Below are 16,446 nucleotides of genomic sequence, written 5' to 3'. Positions count from 1 at the left end.
GCACGATGGCAGCGTGTCACTTCAGCCACTTGGCGTAGAGCGCGTCGAAGGCCCCGTCCTTCTTCATCTCGGTGAGCCATGAGTTGGTCTGTGAAGTGAGGGGACTTCCCTTGGGGAGCATGTACACCTTCTCCACTCTGGTGAAGGGCTTCTCCGGGTTCACGACCGTCAGCCCGGGGTGGTTCTTGGCCTGGTACTTCCCTTCCAGCGCGTCCGTGATCATCACATCCGCGTGTCCCTTCTTGATCTCGTCGAAAATGGTCACATTGTCCGGCCAGGTGATGACGGTCGCGTGGCGAAGACGGTCCTTGACCAACTGCTCATTGGTGCCGCCCGGGTTCACGATGACCCGGACGTCCTTGCGGTCGATCTGGTCGAGTGTCTGATACTTGCTCTCCTCACCCGACCTGACCACCGGAGCCTTGCCGTCGACAAGGTACGCGGCGGTCAGGTCGGCCTTCTTCCGCCGGTCTGCCGTATCAGACACGCCGCCCATGGTGATGTCGCACTTCTCCGGGGTGAGCAGATCCTGCATCATCGTCGGCCAACTCGTCTGCACGAATTCGGCCTTGCGCCCCAGGTGCTCGGACAGGCTCTGGGCCATGTCGATATCGAAGCCGCTGTACTCCCCGCTTGCCTTGTCACGGGAGGTCAGCGGCATGTAGTCCCCCGTGGTGCATACCTTCAGCGGTGATTTCAGATCCGCGGATGGTGCACTGTGCGCGGGCGCCGCCGCGCACACCGTACTGGTGACGAACAGCACGGACGAGACGACGACCGAATGGATCAGAACCTTGCGGGTAACCATGGAACAGCGACTCCTTGCGTGAGCTGTGGGGGCAGACAGTAGATGGGGTCGGCGAAATGCCCCGGTGGCCACCCGTACCTTTCCCGCCATCTGACGCAGGACGGTGGTCATGTCGACGGAGGTTGAGAAGATCACCAGGCCCGCGACCAAGTCGAGTGAAGCGCGAATACGCCGTCCGGCCTGGCCAGTCTCGGCTTCCGCGGTGAGCCGCGCGTGCTCGGTAGGTGGCGCGGCCTGATCGTGGGGCCCTGGAGGGGGACGCGGACGTCGACGCGGCCGGAGGGGCCCGCCGCCTGGTGTTCAGGTGAGGGCTGCCGCCAACAAGGTGACGGTCTTGGCGACCAGCGGGTTGTCAGTCGGCCCTTCGGGAGCATGTTTGGTCGAAAGGACCGCCAACACAAGAGGCGACTTCCCTGGAGGCCACACGACACCGACGTCGTTGGCCACTCCATACTCTTTTCCGCCGCCGGTTTTGTCGGCAAGGGTCCAGTCGGCAGGCAGGCCGGCGCGGAAGCGTTCGCCGTTGGTTGTGTTGGACATCAACCATCCGGTCAGCCGGCTCCGGTCTTCGCCCGCGAGAGCGTTCCCGAGAATGAGCCGCGCGTATGTGTGCCCGATGGCACGAGGGCTGGTTGTGTCGGTCTTCCGCCAGGGCTCCGCAGAGTTCAGCGCGGGCTCCCACCGGTCCAGCCGTGTTGTCTTGTCCCCGATCGAGCGGCAGAACCGGGTAATCGCGGTCGGGCCGCCCAACTCACGGAGAAGGAGATTCGCTGCCCCGTTATCGCTGTGAGAGACAGCAGCGGCGCACAGTTCGCCGACGGTCATTCCGTCGGCGAGGTTCTCAGGCCTACCCGTGATCGGGTGATAGCCCGAGTTCATAGCATCCTCGCTGGTGTACCTGATCCGCTGCGCAAGGAACGTACCGTTGCGGTCGAGGTCACGTAGGACAGCCGCGGCAGCAAGCGTCTTGAAAACCGAACACATAGGGAAATGCTCATCTGCGCGATACGTCACGGTCCGGCCGGTGACCGTATCGCGGGCGAACACTCCAAGGCGCGCGGAGTACTCCTGTTCAAGACCACTCAACTGCTTGGCTAGCTCCCCGCCGGTAGGGCTTGAGGCGAAGGCCCTGGGCGATATGGCGGTAGCCAGGGCGGTCCCCGCACCAAGAGCCAGGATCGCGCGTCGCCCTGGATGAGATCCGATGGTGTCCAAAGCTGTACTTTCCCCATCTCTACGGTCACTACAGTTACTCCAACCCTCAAGACGCTAAAACCACCACATTGGTTCCTTATACCCTGAATCGGTCAAGCCGGGAGCCCCCAACTACCTCCTGGAGCCGCTGCGCTTGTCGGGGGTGCTGGAGGGTCTCAATGCCCGCCTGACCCAGGCCTACTGGCGGGCTCTGGTGCGCCACCACCGCCGTCGCCCGCTCCTCGAAGACACCACGCCAGCGATCGCCGGACCGGTGTCGCATGGGCGGGGAACCCATTCATAGCGGACCGCGGGGCTCCGGTACTTGGAGCCACGTGGTCGTCCTGGCATGGGAGTTGAGGGTCTCGGTGCGCGGGCTGACCCGCTCCTTTCCGGGCCAGGGCCCGCAGGGAATGCGACTGTCGGCCGACGCGGCTTCACTCGCAGTACGTGCTGCATGTCGCGGACGAGGCCCTTTGTGACACCGTGGCGCGAAACAACCCCCGTGATGCCTCGCCAATCTGAATGGGCACCACAGGTGAACCGTCGCGCATTCGCCGGGCTGCATGGCCCAGGCACCGCACCTTCGGACCGGTTAGAAGCTGTGCCACATGCCTTGATCCGTGACCTGCTGTGATGGCTGGGCAGGTTCGTTCACTTTGAGGTCGGGGTGGGGTTGGGTTCGGGCGCGGGTGGGATGCTTCGCGCGTGGATGGGGGAGCTTTCGGTCTGCGCTGGTGACCATGGGGGTGCGGCGGAGCCTGCGTTGTACGGGCCGAAGCCTTTCCCGCTCGGCAAGGTGCCGGCGCTTCGGCCCGTTGGGGGTGAGTGCCGTGTCCCAGACGATCGGCAGCGTGCTGCGCGACCGGTTCGAGGAGCTGGTGGCGGAGTCGGTGAAGCTGGTGCACGCGATGACCCGGTGCCAGTTCGCGGTGGGCGATATGGCTCTGGAGGTTTTTACCGACCGCAGGAGCTCATGAACCGGCTCTGAACTGCGACGATTCATAGACTACATGTCCGCGACGGAGAGCTGAGGCCGTTGTTGTAGCTCATCTGAGTGGTCTCGTGGGGCGGCCCGTCCACCGGGACGGTGGACGGGCCGCGAGGTGGTCAGCGGAACAGGATCACGTGCCTGATCCCGGGGCGGCGATGCGGGCTTCGAGGTCGGCGACGCGCCGGTCTTGAAAGCGGAGGTTGGAACGGGCGGCCTTGAGCCGCTCGTCGAGGGTGCGGTTCTCGGCGGTGATCTGGCGGAGTCGCTGCTTGAGGGTGGTGTTCTCGGTGGTGATCCGCTGAACGGTCTCGTCGGTCCACGCGGTTTCCAAGTCGCGGACCTCCCCTAGGAGTTCGCCAATGCGGATGCGCTGAGTGGCGATCTCTGCGTGCGCGGTCTTGAGCGCATCCTCGGCGTTCAGCGCGCGTTCACGCCAGGTCGCCTCGCGTTCGTCGTCCTGGTCTCGGAGGGGCTGTGACCGGTGTTCGCTAGCTTGGGCCATCGCCGCGGCGATCGCGGTTCTGGCCTCGGGGTTGTCGTAGAGGAAGGTGCGGGAGACGTTCGCGCTGCGGGCGACAGCGGCCACGCTGATCTGGGCTTTCTCGCGGCGGAGTCGGGCGAGGGCGTCATGGATTCGTTGAACGGCGATGTCGGTCTTGCGGCGGCGGGCGGCCAGGGCTGCGGCCGTGCGGGGTTCGGGGACGACGGTGTTCATGCGCACGCTTCCTCGTTGTTGGCCGTAGCCGGTTCGCCGTACTCGTCTTCGTCGGGCTCGGCAGCGGCTGCGAGGTCGGCAGCGCGGAAGGCCGTGGACCACATGCGGTGGAAGTAGTCCTGGGGTCTGCGCAGGTCCAGGGCGAGAGCGTCCTGCAGGAGGCCGAGGCCGGCCAGGGCCTTCTCCAGGCCGTCGATAGCGCGGGCGGTGGGTTCGAAGACCTGGTGTAGGTAGTCGGCGGTGGCATCGTCTGGAGCGCGTTCGGCCAGCGTCTGCCATTGCTCGCGCTTGCGGCGCCAGTAGAGCAGGTCGGCGCCGGACATGACGAACTTGTCGCAGCTGTGGCAGTTCAGGTTCCAAGGACATGCGCCGCCGTCAACGACCGGCTGGAAGGTGCAGAATCCGCCCTCGGCTGGAGTGCTGCGACGTGTGAGATCCACGGCCAGCGCCTCGGCCTGGCGCCGGTCGAGCGGGTTGGTGCCGATGGAGAGCACGGTGCCAGGGCTGGCCGCGCCCGGTCCGGTGACCCAGACGTGCTGCAGTACGCCCTCGATCTCGGAGACGGCGACCTTCGCGTAGTGCTCGGCCATCCGGACCGAGAGATGCCCGAGGTAGCGCTTGATGTGGTGCAGTCCCGCGCCGCTGGCCAGCAGCCTGGTCGCCAGAGTGTGGCGAGCCTGATGGGTCACGCACGAGCCCAGATCGAGATCGGACACCCAGTCGTGGAACGAGGAGCCATACCAGGCATAACTGACCGACGACTCGAAGCCGGGGTTGCGCTTCGGCGCGGGGAACAGGGCCATCCTGGCCCGCTCCTGCGGGGTGGCCGGCCGGCCGAACCTGCCCTCGAAGCGGTCCAGGGTCTTCTGCCGGCGTTCCTGGATCCGTTGGAAGGTGTACTCGGGAATGCGGACGGCCTGGTCATAGTTGCCGACCTTGGTCTGATCGTGCCAGAGCATGGGCAGTTGGCCGTAGCGGCCGACGCAGTCCAGCCTCAACTTGATCACTTCACCAGCGCGCCGTCCGGTCACGACGATCGTCTCCCAGATCTCGCGCAGGCCCCGGTCGCCGGGGTCGTAAGTGTCCGCGAACTGCTGGAGGTTGTTCTCGTCGGCCAGGGCCCGGGCGACCTCGTCGCTGAACGGGCTGCGGGTGCGGTTGCGTCCGGTGCCCATCGGCGGGAAGGCCGTGATGAACTCCCGGTCCAGGCCGATCCGATCGGCCTCTCCAGCTTCCATCGCCCAGCGCATGATCTTGCGTGCGCTGGCCAGTACGAAGTACTGGGTCGTCTCGGTGACGGTGCTGGCCTTGCCGCCGCGCGACTGCACGATGAGCGATGGCATCCGGTGCCGGGCCCGGTGGCGCTGATCAGCAAGGAAGCGGTGGACGTGCTCGGCCCGCAGAACTTCCGGATCGTGGCCTCCGCCGTCGGTATCGACCTCGAGGAAGCAGCTCAGCTCCAGGCAGGCCCGTCGCATGTCGTTGTACGGACTCCAGGTGCGGGGGCTGCTCGGTGTTCTCAGCAGGTTGGCGAGGTAGTCCCAGAGCAGGTCACGGAGCCAGCGCTGGGACACCCCGGACAGGTCGTAGTGGCTGTTGGAACCGCGGAAACTGGCCCCGAAGTGATCCAACTCCAGGTAGCCGGCCTCCCGCGTCTGCGAGGGCGTCAAGTAGACCACTCGCAGCGACTGCAGCATCTCCTTGGTCAGGCCCCGCGCGCGACGTGAGCAGTTGTCCAGGTCGAAGCCGGTCAGGGAGTCCATCGCCCGGCAGTTGTTCACGAGGTTCTGCACGTCGATGGGCAGCCACCGGGTGCGGGGATTCTGCCGCTGGTGGGCGAACAGCCCCCACTTGATCTCCGCCCTGAGCAGTGGATGCAGGCCAAGAAGGTTGATCTCGCCGACCCTCATCATCGGATCAGCGTCCCGGCACCACCGGCGGAACACCTTCTCGTCCTGGTAGCGGACCGTGATCGATGACGGATCCCGCTCGTGTGAGTGGAACCAGCCTTCCGGAAGCTCAGCACCACCGGGCCGTCCGGCACGGTCGTAGCGCTGGTCGTGGTTGGGACACAGCCCCAGAGGTGATTTCGCTCCGTCGTGGCAGGAGGCCGCGGAGCAGATACCGAAGCCCGTGTAGGGCACCTCGGTTCCCAGCCACTCGTCGAAGTCGGTCTCTGCCTCGCGCGCACTGGCCCTGCGCCAGCGGTGGTCGTGCCGAGCGCAGAGCCGGTATCGGTGGCCGAGGGCGAACCGCTCGCATCCGGTGACCTTGCATGGTCCGGTGAAGGCGGCCGTGATCAACGGCAACGGCTCGGCGGTTCGCAGGAACTCGGCCCGCTCGGCCTCGCCATCGCCGCGTGACACCCACTGCTGGCGGTGGGTGTCACAGAGGTCGCTGGTGCCGTGCGCGGACCGCTGACATTGCGAAACCCGGCATCCCCAGCCGAAGACCGGATGCTCGGCGGGGACCTTGATGACATCGGCCCGCAGCAGCGGGTCGAAGCCCGGACCGTTGATCAGCGCGGTCAAGATCTCCAGCCGGTCCCTGGACTCGCGGCCACCGTGCTCGGCGAGGAGGCGCAGGCCGCTGGGTGCTGCGGTCATGCGCGCTCACCCCAGACCTTGCGCAGGGCGGCGTCGAAGGCAGGGTCGTGGATGTCGACGTGAGCGTAGATCTCATCAACCGTGCTGGTGGATGCCCAGCCGCCGGCGTCCCGGGCGAGCAGGAGGTTGCCGCCGGAGGCGTCCAGTACGGCGGAGGCGAACTCGTGCCGGAATGCGTGGGGTTTCACCTTGCCCAGACCGGCGCGGAGCGAGGCCCGCCCCAGCATCCTGCGGGCTCCGACCGTCGCCCATGGCTGTCCCCGTTCCGGTCCGCGGAGCTGGACCAGCAGCATGCCGTGGCCGGGGTGTTGGGGATACTCGCTGGTCATGTACTCGAAGTACGTGTGGATCGTGTGCGAACTGACGCGCTTGATCAGACCGCCGGTCACCACTCCGTTCTCCACGGACCAGGGGTACTTCGTCTTCGCCCGGGCTCGGTTCGCGTTCGTTTCGCGGTGGCAGATGTGGACGTGTGGCGCCCGGCAGTCTCCGCAGGCCGCCCCCTCGCGAAGGTGCAGGTCGGCGAGGTGCAAGCCGCACATCTCACCGATTCGGAAGCCGCCGTCCGCCAGCCAGCTGACGAGGACGCGGTCCCGTGCGGCGTGGACCTCGGCCAGCAGCAGGTCCTGGGCTCCCTCGGGGAGCATCTTGGGGTGTCGCCGTCGCACCCGTGTCGGAGCCAGCGGGTTCGCAGGCAGGCTGCGGGTGGCGTGCCCCAGCAGTGCGCGATCACGATCGGCCCGGGTCGGCAGCCGGGAGACATTGAGGGCCGAGCCGAGTTCGGCGTTGACGCCCAGCGCGGCCAGGTGCAGGTAGAAGCCCTTCAAGCAGGCCGCCGTGGTGGACAGCGCAGCCTGTCCGTACGGCCTCTTACCCAAACGCCACGGCTCGCCGAGCGGCAGGCGTACCTCCGCGCCGACGATGCCCATGTACCGCTCGAGATCCCGCAGTACCACTGCTGCGAACGCGAGGCACTCCCGCTCCAGCCACCGCAGATGGTCCACCAGCAGGTACGCGTACGTTCGTTGCGTGCCCGAGCCGTCGTATTCACGCAGGAACCGGTCCGCTTCCATGTGGACCGTGCCCTCGGGCCAGACGATCGTCCACGACCGCCGTCCGTCCTTCCGGTCGATCTGCTGGACCCTCAAGTCCCCGATGACTACATGCCGTGCCACTCGTCCTCCGTACCGACCTCGGAACATGACAGACGTCCCGGATCCGGTCGGTAAACGAGCCCGTGACGTCCAAGTCACAGGCCCAGACGGACATCACGAGCAGCACTACTCCCGGTCGGTAAAGAGATCGAGCCGTTGCGTGGTCACGGCGGACACCAGCCCATCGAGGACGAGGACACGCTGAGCGTCGAAGCCTCGCTCAGGATCTTCGCTGAAGAGATCGGGCTGTCGTTCCATACAGTCCGCACGTATCGCTGGGTGGCCGCGCGGTGGCCTGCCGAACAACGGCAGGAGGGCGTGTCGTTCGAGGTGCACCGGATCCTGGCCTCCGCGCCAGATGCGTATGAGCAGATCAAGGACCGCCGCTGAATGAACGCACGGGTCGACGTCGGTGGAGCGGGGATGCGGCCAAGCGGGCCGCGGGCTGGTCGACGGCCACGCCGGTGACGGCGCAGGAGAAGGTGGAGAGCATCCGCGACCTGGCCACCGACGAGACCGTGGCGGCCTTGGCGGCCTGCGAGCTGCTCCAGCGCCCCGAGGTGGCCTTCCGGCTCTGGCCCGCATCCACGCTGAACTCCACGAGCAGGTCCGTCTCCACGACGGCCTCAATCCCCGCACCGTGGCAGTGATCTTGGATTCTCAGTCCGTCAAAGGAGCCGAGACCGTGGGTCAGGACACCCGCGGCTTCGACGGCGGAAAGTTGATCAACGGCAGGAAGCGGCACGTGGCCGTGGACATGCGCGGCATGCCGCTGGCCGTCATGGTCACCAAAGCCTCACCGCACGACAGCCTCCCCGCCCGCGACCTCCTCTTCCGACTCCGCCTCACACCCCGAAGTCACCGTCGCCTGGGCCGACTCCGCCTACGGCGGACCCCTCATCGACTTCGCCCGCACCTTCCTCGGCCTCACCTCAAGACGGTCCCCCGCCGCAAGGACCAGGACGGCTTCGCCGTCCTGGCAAAGCGGTGGCGAGTCGAGCGCGCCATCTCGTGGATCATGAGAGCCGGGAGAAATGTCCGCGACTACGAACGCCTCATGTCCCACAGCGAAGCCCACATCACCTGGACCTTCATCACCCTCATGACCCGACGCCTCACTCGTCCTCCCCGCCCACCGCGCACGTCACCACACCCCGTCGTCCAGGTGAAAGCGGTCGGCAAGCCCAAGCCCATACGCATTCGGAAGCAGCCGCAGACGATCCGCCTCGCCCTCACAGCATTGCGCTGACACCCGCCCGCTCCCTCTGCCGGCGAAACCTCATGGGCCAGCATCACATTGGTGTGGTGCTGGCCCTCGATTCGCTTCTGGGGCAACGGTCAGTGCTTCAGGATGTGCTCCGTGTGACGCGCCGGCGGGCGATGCTTCGCCGTGTAGTCGCGACGAGTGTTCCCACCAGGCAGGCACTCAGGAAGCCAAACAGGGCACCGCCAAACAGATTTCCATCGGGAATGGACACAGCGACTGCGTATATCCACCAGACGGCTACCACCAGCAGAGCAACCTTGTCCTTCGTCACTAGGAGTACAAAGGACCGTTCTGGGCGGCGGCGGATGGCGACAGCCTCCGAGATAGCAAGGGCCGCGATGATCGCGATGGGCAGCAGTGGGGACACGTTGCTACTCCTCTCCTCAGAAACAAGGGATGTCAGCTGGACATGTCAACGGCAGTGGCCGCCCTTGTAGTGGTCCGGGTAGACGTGCGGCAGCTTAATCCTGAGGCACCTGCCACGATCGTAGGCTGCGGATGCTCGTGCAGTGATGGCAGCCATGGTGACCCCGATGACAGTGGTAAAGCCCCCAGGGATCGCGGCGATCGCCGTAGCGCCCAGGCCGCCGCCCAGGGCGATCCGGCGGGTCTCCTTCCTGTTGAAGTAAATGGTCCCGGTCACCCAGCCCCAGGTGACCTTGGGGTCGGCGACGACGGGGAAGGCCGTGCCGCTGTTGGTTTCGATGCTCTGGACGAGAGTGTTCCCTTCCAGCTTGTAATTGGTCGGGAGGTCCCGGCCACCTGCGTCCTTGGCCCACGGCGCGTCGATCGTGCCGATCGCTACGGCTGTTTCGTCGCCGATCTCACGGATGAGGTCATAACCGCCGTCCTCGTTGGAGGCGATCTCAGTGTTGGCCGGAAGGCTGAGCTCGAAGCGCTGACTCGTGGCGGCCTTGCCGTCCTTGAGTGTGACCAAGCTCCGGACGCCGCCGTCGATCGTGGGCTGGACTGCAATGTCGGTGGAGGGGGCGGCATCCGGGTAAACGACAGTGCCCGAGCCCGCCTTGGTACCTGTCGTGCTCTTGGTACTCGGTAGGCTCAGCCCCAAGCCGGTGCCGTCGGGAGCGGTGGCCTCAACCTTGCCGGTCGATGCGCTCGGGGCCGTGACCGTGACTTTGACGGCTTCAGTGTCGGTGACGGCCTTGGCCGCCTGGTCACCGCCCCCAGCAGTGGTGTGAGCGAGGTCGTCGGTGCCGGTGATGTTCTCCACTGTGGCCGCCGCCTTCGCCGCTGCCGATGGTTCGTCTGCGGCGAAGGCGGCCGGAGCGATGCCAAGGATGAGTGCGCCGGAGGTAACGGCGGCTATGGAACTGGCAATTGAGCGGTGAAGAACAGGCATGAACCCTCCCCTATCAATGGCGAAGTCACCCCGGTGCGGGCGCCCACAGGAGGAAGCCGCCTGTACCGGGATGACCTTGATCGCGACCCTGACATAAGGAACGGGTCAGCAGAAACCGTCAGCGGCGTGTCCACGCCGAAACAGCACTTAAGTCCCAGACGTGATCAACCTTTGTCGGCGTTTGCCGGACGGTCCCGGACACGTCCGGTGCCCCGGCTCCCCCGCGTGGTCTCACGCAGCGTCACCGATCAAGGGATGCGGCACAGCTTCTTACAAACTGCGGATCGTCACCGGCCTGCCGGCCCCGACTGGGCTGCGCCGTTCCCCCGGCCTGGTGACGGGTGATCCCCCGGACGGGTCCGGCGACGAGTGTCGCCGTGAAGCCCGCGCCCGGTCGGGTAATCAGGGTGATCATGCCCCGCAACCCTGACCAGGAGGCGTTCGTGCCCCCCTTACGCATCTTCCTCGCCGAAGCCCTCGGCACCGCGATCCTGATCACCGGCGGCGTGGGGACCGCCGTCTTCGACGCCGACCGCGCCGGCGTGCTCGGCGTCGCGCTCGCGTTCGGATTCAGTCTGCTGGCGGCGGCGTACCTGATCGGTCCGGTCTCCGGCTGCCACATCAACCCCGCGATCACTGCGGCGATGGTAGCGGCCCGCAAGACCGACGTCCGGCTGGTGCCCGCCTACCTGGGCGGGCAGGTCGTCGGAGGCCTGTTTGGGGCGCTACTCATCTGGTCGATCGGCCAGGGCAAGGCGGGCTTCACCGCCATGGACCAAAACGGCAAGTCAACCATCGTCTCCGTCAGCGAGACCGGCTTCGCGTCCAACGGCTACGGCGCCCACTCCCCCGACCACTACAACCTCGCCGCCGTCCTCCTTGCGGAGGCCGTGGCCACCGCCGTGTTCACGCTGATCGTGCTAGCCACCACCGCCCGCGACTTCCCGGTGGCAATGGGCGGTCTGGTCGCCGGCATCAGTCTGACCCTGGTGCACCTGGTGACCATCCCGGTCAGCAACACCTCCGTCAACCCCGCTCGTTCGCTCGCCACCGCCGTATTCCAGCACGGCTGGGCCCTCGACCAGCTCTGGGTGTTCATTGTGTTCCCCCTCTTCGGCGGCCTCCTGGTCGGCATCGCCTGGCGGGCGCTCAGCCCCACCCAGGCCACCGTGGCCGAGGTCGGCGAACAGACCCCTGACGTGCCCCGATCTTGAGGAACACGGACCCACCCATCACGCGGGTGTGCGGGCCGCGGCCACCAACGCCCCCTGCATGGCGGGCAGTCCCAACCGGTGCGGGATACCAGCGCTGTGTCGCCCCGGGCTGCCGGTAGAAGTGCACCGCGGTCCACGTCCTTCTTCAGCTGCCGCACGTCCGGCCGGTGGGATGCCTGTCACGAGCAGCACAGCAGGGGTCGGTTCGTGCCGAAATAGGCGCGCCAACTCTGCTGATTGGCCGGCTGACTCGGGCGTCCAAGGTGGCTCCGCATCCGTGCTCTGGTGCTGGATGCCTCGTACCGGGCCCGGCTGAGTCAGGCTGTAGCACGACGACGATTTCGGGCCACGGCAGGCGTAGCGGAGACGGGGCCGGTGGCGAGGCCCGAGATTATGGTGAGTCGCCGGGCTGGCGCCCGGCGACTCGCTGCCCCGCGCATCGCGGGGTCGACGTGATTCCCGATCTGCCGTGCAACCAGAGAAGGGGATCATCCCCGCGGTGCTGCGGCCTTCCGGCAGTTGCGGGGTCAACAGCCCGGATTTTTGCACGCAATTGTGAAGAAAACGTGTACATACCGAAGCTGCTTGTTAGCTTCAAGCAGAGAAGCTCCTGTTGAGGGGGGACCGATGGTTCATGGCTTTTCCCTGAGAGACGAACCCTGGCTGCGATTACCGCCGGCCCTGGGCGGGCCCGCGGTAGATCACTGCCTTCGCACCGCACTGCTGGAGGCCCACAAGTTCGGCGATCTGGTGGTGGAGCTGCCCACCCAGCGGCCGGCCGTGTTCCGGCAGGTTCTGCTGCCCGTAATCCTTGATGCCCTGGGCCGCCCCGCGGACGAGCGCGAGTGGATGGCCTGGTTCGCCCCGGGGCGGTGGTCGCAGGATCAGCGGTCACGGCTCGATACGTATCTGGACGCGCACGGTGGGCTGTTCGACCTGTTCCATCCGCAGAAGCCCTTCGGGCAGGCCGCCGGGCTGTGCACGGCGAAGGGCGAGACAAAGACTGCCGGGCTGATCGTTGCGACCGCCGCGACGGGCAATAACGTGCCACTGTTCGCTTCGCGTTGCGAGGGGGACGTCTTTCCCCTGACTCCGGCGCAGGCGGCGCACTGGCTGATGCACACACACTGTTGGGACACCGCCGCGATCAAAACCGGCGCGGTGGGTGACCCGAAAGCCAAGGCCGGCAAGACCACCGGGAATCCGACCGGGCCACTCGGGCAGATGAGTGTCGCCCTCCTCGTGGGAGCAACGCTGTTCGAGACGCTGTTGTTGAATCTCCCCGTGGGGCCGCCACCGGCCTCCACCGACTTGCCGCAGTGGAGGAGATGCGATCCTGCAGATCCTCATTCGGCCAGCAGCCCCCAGTGGTGGGCGCGGACGCCCGAAGGGCTCCTGGACCTGTGGACCTGGCAGTCCCGCCGCATCCGACTCTTCCCCGAAATGACCGGCCAGGGGCTGCGGGTAACCCGTGTGCTGGTCGCTGCCGGCGACCGCATGCCCCGCACCCCCGACATCGAGCCGCACACCATGTGGCGCGTGGAGCCGAGCGGTGGCCGCAGCCCGGGAGGAAACAAGGGCATGACCGTGCCGCGCCGCCCACTGCGCCTCCAGTCCGGGAGGGCCGCGTGGCGCAGACTCGACGCACTGCTGGCCCCTGAGCGCCAGGCCATGGATGCCGGACAGAGGACGAGCGGGTTCACCACGAGCACCCTCCTCGGCCAGGTCGGCTCCCTGGCACCCGACCTCGACGACACTTATCCGCTGCGCGTGGAACTCTCCGGTATCGCCTACGGCACCCAGTCGGCTGTCATCGACGACGTGATGTTCGACGCCCTGCCCCTCCCCCTGGCCGCCCTCGATGCAGACAGCACTGTGCGCTCCGCCCTCCTCGAAGTAGCAGAACAGGCAGAGCAGCTGGCCACGGCGGTCAACCACCTCTCGGCTGACCTACGGCGCGCTCTGGGCGCCGAACCGATCCCCTGGGACAAGGGCCAGCGCCCCGGCGAACTCCTCCTGCACGCCCTGGATCCTCTGGTGCGGCTGATGCTGACCGGGGTGAGAGCGGTCAATGACACCAAGCGGATCGAGGATCGCCAGCTCGCCTGGGAGCAGCTTGCCTGGCACCGCGCCTGGGAGGTCGCTGAACGCCTCCTGCGGGCAGCGCCCGTCACGGCATTCGCGGGGCGAAGCCTTGGTCCGCAGGAGGGCAAGCCCGCACGTACGCACTGCGTCTCCTTGGCCGAGGCCTTCTTCCGCAAGCGCCAGGCTCAGATTCTCCACCGGGCCCAGGCCGCTCGGCAACACTGCCCCAATTCCCCCAACGCGTAGGCCACGAGGAGCCCTTCCAAGGCTCCGCTGCATCCGCCGCACCCATCCCTGCGCGCCGCCTCGGGGCCAACTGTCCCCGGCCCCGGGCATCCCAGCGCCCCCCTTCTTGCGCCACAGCGCCCCTCATCACGTCTGGACCCGGTCTTGTCCGAAGCCCTCACCGCCAAGCAGCGAATCTGGCACCGTTACATCGCCGCGGACGGCGTCTGGCGCCGCAAAAGCGGCAATGCGGCCGAGCGTCCGCCCGAGGAGGACCTCGCGGTGCTGCGCCGGGGCCTGGGCCATCCCTCCGGGACCGTGCTGGAGATGTTCCCGTTCTACACCTGCCCCATCGACGACTTCGCCGCCCGCCTGGGGAAGTTCTCCACCGAGCAGGAGGCCGAGCACATCGCTCTCGCCCTCTACGGGCTGCATCAGCAGGGCCAGGACCGCCCCATGCACCGCGCCGGATACGGCCTCGGCCGTGCCATGCAACGGCTCCGCAGCCAAAGCCACACCTGTGATCAGGCCGTCGACACCCGCTTCCAGCAGGCGTTCTCCGCACCCTCGACGCAGACGCTCCAGCGACGGCTGTTCGGCCTGGTCACCCAGCTCAAAGACATCCAGCAGCCCCTTGACTACGACCAGCTGATCTGCGACGTCCGCCATTGGCACCGGCCCGCACCCCGCTCCCACGTGCGCCGCCGCTGGGGCCTGGACTACTACGGCTGGACCCAGCAACCCACAGCTCCACAAGCCGGCCACTAACTCACGGCACACCCCCGTTCCGCCCGGCCGCGAACCTCCCGCCTGCGTCTCGCTCCGACCACAGCCCGATCAACCACGCGCTCACACGACCTGGAGCAACCCGGTGACCCAGCGCCTGTATATCGACGTACACGTCGTCCAGACCATCCCGCCCGCCAACCCCAACCGCGACGACCAAGGCACCCCCAAGGAAGCCATCTACGGCGGCGTGCGCCGCTCCCGCGTCTCCTCCCAGGCATGGAAACGGGCCTCCCGCCAGCATTTCGACGCCCAGGCCCCCGAGCCCGAGCGCGCCACCCGCACCCGGCGCATGACCAACGAACTCACCGTCCGCATCTCCCGCAACACCAGCCTGGGGCACAAAGACGCCAGCCGCATCGCCACCGCCCTGCTCTCCCAACTCGGCCTCAGCCAGGGCAAGAAGGCTGGCGACACCGCCTACCTCCTTTTCTATGGCCATGCCCAACTCGACGCCGTGGCTGCCCTCGTCACTGACCGCGCCACCGACCTCGCAGCCCTGGACGACAAGACTCTCGCCGCAGCAGTCAAACAACTGCCCGTCGCAGAACGCTTCGAGACGGGCCACCCCGTGGGCGTCGCCCTGTTCGGCCGCATGGTCGCCGACCTTCCCAAACTCAACGTCGACGCCGCCGTACAGGTGGCACACGCCTTGTCCACCCACGAGACACAGCTCGAGTTCGACTACTTCACCACCGTCGACGACCAGAACGGACAGGACGAGACCGGAGCCGGCATGATCGGAACCATCGGCTTCAACTCCGCCACCCTCTACCGCTACGCCACCATCGGCTTCGCCCAGCTCACCGACAACCTCGGCGGCGACACCGAAGCCGCGCTCGCCGCGCTCGACCGGTTCATCGAAAGCTTCGTGCTCTCCGCTCCCACCGGCTGCCAGAACTCCTTCGCCCACCGCACCCGCCCCAGCCTCGTCGCCCTCATCGTCCGCACTGACCAACCCGTCAACCTCGTCTCCGCCTTCGAAGAACCCATCGCCGCCGAAGTCGGCATCCAGGCAAACTCCGCCCGCCGCCTCGCCGAAGAACACATCACCGCCACCCAGGTATGGGGCGACACTCCCCTCTACAGCGCAGCCAGCCACACCTTCACCATCCGTGAACCCCTCACCAAGGACACCGCCGAAACCCTCACCCGGGCCTTCGGCGAACCCCTCACATTCGCCGACCTGCGCACCACGCTCCGGGCCCGCGTCTCCGCAGCCGTGCGGGAGAAGGCATGACAACCCCCGCCCCCACCTCGGTTCTCCTGCTGCGCCTGGCCGCCCCACTCCAGTCATGGGGCGACCGCAGCTACTTCAACCGCCGCGAGACTCGTCCCGAACCCACCAAATCCGGTGTCGTGGGCCTCGTTGCCGCCGCCGTCGGCCGCCCTCGCCACGCCGCCATCGACGACCTCGCCGGCCTCGGACTCGGCATCCGCGTCGACCAGCCCGGCAGCCTCCTGCGCGACTACCACACCGTCAGCGACCACCGCGGCCGTCCACTCCTCTCCGCAGCCGTCACCGCCAAAGGGCAGCAAAAACCCACTTCACCCCACAAGTACACACAGATCACTCATCGCTTCTACCTCCAAGACGCCGTCTTCCTCGCAGCCCTAGAAGGCCACCGCGACCTCATCACCACCCTCGAACACGCCCTACGCCGCCCCGCCTTCCCCCTCGCCCTCGGCCGCCGCTCCTGCCCACCCACCCAGCCTCTGCTCCTAGGACAGCGCACCGGCTCACTTGAGGAGGCACTGCAAGCGGAGCCCTGGCAGGCCACCCCCGCGGCACGCGCACGCTGGAGTCGCCAGAACGGCGACACCGCCCACATCGGCCTGCCTGCCACCCTCGACGACCCGGCAGGAGGCGAAGCCCGCGCCGACGTCCCCCTGTCCTTCGCCCCCACAAACCGGACCTTCACCACCCGTCGAACTCGCCACACCTACCTCCAAGCCCCAACCGGCCTTACCCCCGACCCTGCACGGCCCCCGGCCACCGGCGGCCACGATCCCTTCGCCCTCCTGGGCTGGTGAGCGT

General features: G+C 67.2%; 15 protein-coding genes. 9 read left to right on the top strand and 6 right to left on the bottom strand.

The genetic code is table 11. The features are described 5' to 3' along the window. Nucleotides 1–16: 16 nt before the first annotated feature. Nucleotides 17–808, bottom strand: coding sequence for a transporter substrate-binding domain-containing protein (locus tag E5671_RS01605; RefSeq protein ID WP_160502034.1), 792 nt, complete (start codon nt 806–808; stop codon nt 17–19). Nucleotides 809–1,108: 300 nt separating this feature from the next. Beyond that, the gene (gene bla / locus E5671_RS01600; protein ID WP_160502033.1) at nt 1,109–2,023 is read right to left on the bottom strand and encodes a class A beta-lactamase; all 915 of its coding nucleotides are present in this window, start codon (nt 2,021–2,023) and stop codon (nt 1,109–1,111) included. Nucleotides 2,024–2,835: 812 nt separating this feature from the next. Between bla and E5671_RS01595 the strand changes: the two genes are divergently transcribed. Further along, the gene (locus E5671_RS01595; protein WP_160502032.1) at nt 2,836–2,982 is read left to right on the top strand and encodes a hypothetical protein; all 147 of its coding nucleotides are present in this window, start codon (nt 2,836–2,838) and stop codon (nt 2,980–2,982) included. A gap of 144 nt (nt 2,983–3,126) precedes the next feature. On the opposite strand, the gene E5671_RS01590 is transcribed toward E5671_RS01595, so the two are convergent. From E5671_RS01590 to E5671_RS01580, 3 genes are read right to left on the bottom strand one after another with little or no spacing between them, the layout of a single operon-like run. Beyond that, nucleotides 3,127–3,711: a DUF6262 family protein gene (locus E5671_RS01590; RefSeq protein WP_160502031.1), complete on the bottom strand. Its 585-nt coding sequence runs from the start codon at nt 3,709–3,711 to the stop codon at nt 3,127–3,129. Continuing rightward, nucleotides 3,708–6,317 carry a tyrosine-type recombinase/integrase gene (locus E5671_RS01585; protein WP_202120928.1) on the bottom strand — a complete coding sequence of 870 codons (2,610 nt, stop codon included), beginning with the start codon at nt 6,315–6,317 and terminating at the stop codon, nt 3,708–3,710. The genes E5671_RS01590 and E5671_RS01585 overlap by 4 nt, the downstream gene beginning before the upstream one ends. Then, on the bottom strand, nt 6,314–7,492 hold the full coding sequence (locus E5671_RS01580) for a tyrosine-type recombinase/integrase (protein WP_336605620.1): 1,179 nt from the start codon (nt 7,490–7,492) through the stop codon (nt 6,314–6,316). Before E5671_RS01580 ends, E5671_RS01585 begins: the two co-directional genes overlap by 4 nt. A gap of 135 nt (nt 7,493–7,627) precedes the next feature. Between E5671_RS01580 and E5671_RS46865 the strand changes: the two genes are divergently transcribed. The 3 genes from E5671_RS46865 to E5671_RS01565 are packed head-to-tail and all read left to right on the top strand — an operon-like array spanning nt 7,628 to nt 8,720. After that, nucleotides 7,628–7,861 carry a DUF6192 family protein gene (locus tag E5671_RS46865; protein ID WP_160502029.1) on the top strand — a complete coding sequence of 78 codons (234 nt, stop codon included), beginning with the start codon at nt 7,628–7,630 and terminating at the stop codon, nt 7,859–7,861. Then, nucleotides 7,858–8,121, top strand: a complete 264-nt coding sequence (locus E5671_RS46860) for a DUF6192 family protein (RefSeq protein WP_272902806.1) — start codon at nt 7,858–7,860, stop codon at nt 8,119–8,121. The genes E5671_RS46865 and E5671_RS46860 overlap by 4 nt, the downstream gene beginning before the upstream one ends. A 35-nt stretch (nt 8,122–8,156) precedes the next feature. Beyond that, a complete protein-coding gene (locus tag E5671_RS01565) occupies nt 8,157–8,720 on the top strand; it encodes a transposase (RefSeq protein WP_336605619.1) in 564 nt (187 codons plus the stop codon). Nucleotides 8,721–9,150: 430 nt separating this feature from the next. Here the strand turns inward: E5671_RS01565 and E5671_RS01560 are convergent, their stop codons facing one another. After that, nucleotides 9,151–10,098: a hypothetical protein gene (locus E5671_RS01560; protein WP_160502026.1), complete on the bottom strand. Its 948-nt coding sequence runs from the start codon at nt 10,096–10,098 to the stop codon at nt 9,151–9,153. A gap of 443 nt (nt 10,099–10,541) precedes the next feature. On the opposite strand from E5671_RS01560, the gene E5671_RS01555 reads away from it, so the two are divergent. The 5 genes from E5671_RS01555 (at nt 10,542) to cas5e (ending at nt 16,442) form a co-directional block, all read left to right on the top strand. Continuing rightward, the gene (locus E5671_RS01555; protein WP_336605618.1) at nt 10,542–11,312 is read left to right on the top strand and encodes an aquaporin; all 771 of its coding nucleotides are present in this window, start codon (nt 10,542–10,544) and stop codon (nt 11,310–11,312) included. A gap of 543 nt (nt 11,313–11,855) precedes the next feature. Next, nucleotides 11,856–13,643, top strand: coding sequence for a type I-E CRISPR-associated protein Cse1/CasA (gene casA / locus E5671_RS01550; RefSeq protein WP_237329990.1), 1,788 nt, complete (start codon nt 11,856–11,858; stop codon nt 13,641–13,643). A gap of 144 nt (nt 13,644–13,787) precedes the next feature. After that, entirely contained in the window at nt 13,788–14,390 is a 603-nt protein-coding gene (gene casB, locus E5671_RS01545) for a type I-E CRISPR-associated protein Cse2/CasB (RefSeq protein WP_160502024.1), read from the top strand. 103 nt (nt 14,391–14,493) lie between these two features. Continuing rightward, the gene (gene cas7e, locus E5671_RS01540) at nt 14,494–15,648 is read left to right on the top strand and encodes a type I-E CRISPR-associated protein Cas7/Cse4/CasC (RefSeq protein WP_160502023.1); all 1,155 of its coding nucleotides are present in this window, start codon (nt 14,494–14,496) and stop codon (nt 15,646–15,648) included. Further along, nucleotides 15,645–16,442, top strand: coding sequence for a type I-E CRISPR-associated protein Cas5/CasD (cas5e, locus tag E5671_RS01535; protein WP_160502022.1), 798 nt, complete (start codon nt 15,645–15,647; stop codon nt 16,440–16,442). Before cas7e ends, cas5e begins: the two co-directional genes overlap by 4 nt. The last annotated feature ends 4 nt before the right edge of the window (nt 16,443–16,446 follow it).

It is taken from the genome of Streptomyces sp. BA2 (assembly GCF_009769735.1).
In the GTDB taxonomy this organism is placed as follows: Bacteria; Actinomycetota; Actinomycetes; order Streptomycetales; family Streptomycetaceae; genus Streptomyces.
The sequence above is the reverse complement of the archived record's forward strand: the minus strand, read 5'-3'. Positions and strand labels throughout refer to the sequence as shown.